Origin of the sequence: Campylobacter sp. JH32, assembly GCF_017846535.1 — a bacterium.
Lineage (GTDB): Bacteria > Campylobacterota > Campylobacteria > Campylobacterales > Campylobacteraceae > Campylobacter_D > Campylobacter_D coli.
Genome location: NZ_JAEQBS010000024.1, coordinates 1 through 2,728, shown reverse-complemented (window position 1 = coordinate 2,728; position 2,728 = coordinate 1). Strand labels below are relative to the sequence as shown.

Here is a 2,728-nt window from a genome sequence, read left to right as displayed (position 1 = left end):
TCAAAAACAACAATATGCTGATGATTTTTATTTTGCAATAAAGCTTTAAATAAAATTCCATTTCCAAAACCATAAAAATACAATACAGGATAAAGTAGATATTTATCATTATAAGTATTTAGCATAGAGTTTAATTCATCAATAACATTTTCATAAAGAAAAGTATTATCACTTGTATCTTTTAAATTGATATCTAGATTATCTTTACCTAAGATAAGTTCAAATTTACTTGATTTAATTTCTTTTAAACTTTCTTTTAAAAGAATATTACTTAAAGCCTCAATGTTTTTGTTAAAGAGTTCTTTTTGAGTAGGGGTGAAGATCATTGGAAATCCTAATTATTTTTTGATTATATCGTCAAAATTCCAATTTTCTAAACTTTTTTCTATGGTTTTGTTTTGAGCATCAAGGTATCCTAAACCTTGGATAAACCAATTGTGTTGTATTTTTAAAAAGTCTATTAAATTTTCTTTTTGCTTATTTGTGTTTAAAACTTCAAATTTTAAAATTTCGCATTCATTATGAAAATAAATAGCTTGACAAAGTTCATTAAAAAGCTTGAGTTTTTTAAATTCTTTAAAAAGATTTAAAAGATCATTTTTGATTTTTTCAAGAGTTTGAAAATTCTTGTCATTTTTTTCTAAAGTGTATCTAAGCTTTTGAAGCTGAGTTTGAGTTTTTTTTATAAATTCTTTGGATTCTAAAATGCTTTTTTGGAGATATTTTTTTGTTTTTTCTAATTTTTCTTTGGCTAGTTTTTTATCTAGAAATTTTGGAAAATCAAAAGGTTTATTTAAATCTTTATCAAGTAAATTCTCACAAGCCCATAGAAAAGGTTTTTCTATGGTTCCTTCTATCCTTGCTCCACCTTCGGTGCAGTTGTAGGTGGTGATATTGAGTTTTTCTTTTGCCCAAAATATATCTTTTTCAAAAGCTTGACGAAACAAATTCCAAGTAAGTTGTGTTCTTACTTTGCCTTTTCCCCCATAAGCTAGTGTATATTTTTCTCCTCTGATTTCTTCACCTTGGCTTCCATGTATATGCTCTTTAGGATGTGAACTTCCATCCTCGCCATAAGCTAGATCTTGTCCTATAAAAATGATATTTTCAAATCTTAAAGCTCCTGCTAGTTCATAGATCATATTGGAAACACTGTGTCCTACTCCAAGATATCCATATTCATCAAGTTTTAAACTAGCTGCAAAATTTAAAGGGCGATGTACAAGCATATAAGTTCTTTGATCTTTTTCTAAAAAATCTAATACTTCTTTGTGAACCACAGAAGCAAGTATGAAAAGTATGCCTTTGTTAAAATCGCCAAAATCATTATCAAAACATTTAGAAACTATATCATCACGCTCTAGCATGCAAACATAATCAGGCTTTATACCGTATTTTCCAAGGATAACATAAGCACTATCTGCACAAAAAATCGTAGCTTTATTAGCATACTTTTTTAATAAAGGAAGTTGTTTTATAAGACTTGGTCCTGTAGAAACAATGATAGCATTTTTAACCTTAGCTCTTCTTTCTTTGAGAAATTCTTGAAAAATTCCATGATTTAACATTTTAGGGAGATTATCTAGGGTATGTTTGATTCCAACTAAAGAATCATGTGGATCATTACCTTTGTTTAAAACGATAAATCGTATCATTTCTATCAGTTGAGTATTTATATTTTGTATTTGAGTGCTGTAAAATTGTTGATAAAAATCATTATGGATAAAAAGATTAAAAATTTTTACACTTTTTTGAATGATTTCATAAGTAAAAAGTGTGGTGAGTTGTGCTGTATTAATATTTGGAGTATAAAAAAGTATTAGTTGTTCTTTTTTTAATTCTTCGCTAAAATCAAATAAATGAAAAGCTAAAGTTAAAATTTCAAGATTGTCTTCAAAAATGATAATGTGTTTATGTTGTTTGTTTTTACATAAAGTTTTATAAAACATTCCATTTCCAAAGCCATAAAAAAACAAAACAGGATATTTGTTATATTCGGTTTTAAACAGAGTAAGGTTTTCTAAAAGCTCTTTATTGGGATTTTCATAAAGAAAAATATCATCTTTTTTAAAATTTATTCCATTTTCATCTTGGATAAGTGCAAAAGTTAAGTATTTAAGTGATCTCAGTGTACAAGCTAAAAACTCATCGACCTCAAACAAAGCTTGAGTATTTTTTAAAAAAAGCTCTTCTCTCACCTTCTCACCCTTTCCATCCATTTATCTAATTTTCTTTCTTTAAGTTTTTCTTCTAAAGGAAGTATATTTTTTATCAAAGCATTTTCTTGTGCTTTAATATGTCCATAAACTAATTCCATAAATTCTAAATGTTCTTTTATCCAAAGAATGCTTTTATTAAAAGCATCTTCTTTGGTTTTAGGATTTAAGACATAAATTCTAGCAAGATTAAGTTCAAATTGAGTTAGTAAGGGACCTAAAATTTGTATCAAATCTTTTTGAGTATTGTAAAGTTCATCTATTTGAGTTTTGGTTTTATCTATATCTTGAATAATTTCTTGAATAAAAATTTCATTTTTTTGAGAATTTTGTAAACTCGTAAAAGAATTTTTTATTTTATCATAAACTTTAATAAAATTATCGTTAAAATCTCTACAATGTTTAATACTTTGATAAACTTTATAATAAGCCTTAAGTAAAAACTCATTTTGTTTATTTAAACTTAAAGGTTCTAATTTTTCAAAAGGTTTATTTAAATCTTTATCAAGCAA

1 protein-coding gene and 2 pseudogenes are annotated in these 2,728 nt (G+C 26.1%); all 3 read right to left on the bottom strand.

Annotated features, from left to right (window positions below; translation table 11 throughout):
* Nucleotides 1–326: pseudogene (locus KAR67_RS09285) on the bottom strand (motility associated factor glycosyltransferase family protein); the annotation flags it as partial.
* A gap of 12 nt (nt 327–338) precedes the next feature.
* Nucleotides 339–2,198, bottom strand: coding sequence for a motility associated factor glycosyltransferase family protein (locus KAR67_RS09280; RefSeq protein ID WP_072231669.1), 1,860 nt, complete (start codon nt 2,196–2,198; stop codon nt 339–341).
* Nucleotides 2,195–2,728 (bottom strand): annotated as a pseudogene (locus KAR67_RS09275) (motility associated factor glycosyltransferase family protein); the annotation flags it as partial. The pseudogene KAR67_RS09275 and the gene KAR67_RS09280, both read right to left, overlap by 4 nt.